Here is a 620-nt window from a genome sequence, read left to right on the forward strand (position 1 = left end):
AGGGGTCCCGAGCGCCTACGAGGAATTTGTATCGATAAGAAATAGATTTAAAAATTTCGCTGTTATTTTGTACATTTAACTTGACGGTGACATCTCTCTATTGTGAGTTATTAGTGGTACAGTTTTCAACCGTTTTAATTATAAAAAAGTGGTGCATTTTTAAATTGGCACAAACAGGTAACGGTTATTGCAGGTGTATTTCTTATCTATGGGTTTAACATGGATTTTATCATTAAAATCATGAGTATTGTCCGAGAGTGATTGGTCTTGCGTATGGTTAACCCTAAAGTTATGGAAATAAGACTTAGAAGCAAACTTAAGAGTGTGTTGATAGTGCATTATCTTAAAATTTTGTATAATAGGAATTGAAGTTAAATTAGATGCTAAAAATTTGTAATTAAGAAGGAGGGATTCGTCATGTTGGTATTCCAAATGCGTAATGTAGATAAAAAACATCTACTGTTTTGAAACAGACTAAAAACAGTGATTACGCAGATAAATAAATACGTTAGATTAATTCCTACCAGTGACTAATCTTATGACTTTTTAAACAGATAACTAAAATTACAAACAAATCGTTTAACTTCTGTATTTATTTATAGATGTAATCACTTCAGGAG

At 31.0% G+C, this 620-nt stretch carries 2 pseudogenes; both read left to right on the top strand.

From position 1 onward, the window contains the following. Window positions 1-285: 285 nt before the first annotated feature. Window positions 286-369, top strand: a pseudogene (locus KQI94_RS16735) (MLS leader peptide); the annotation flags it as partial. A 48-nt stretch (window positions 370-417) separates the two neighbouring features. Beyond that, a pseudogene (locus tag KQI94_RS16220) lies at window positions 418-503 on the top strand (23S rRNA methyltransferase attenuation leader peptide). Window positions 504-620: the final 117 nt, after the last annotated feature.

Source organism: Enterococcus sp. S183_ASV_20 (assembly GCF_018919685.1).
GTDB classification, from domain to species: Bacteria; Bacillota; Bacilli; order Lactobacillales; family Enterococcaceae; genus Enterococcus; species Enterococcus faecalis.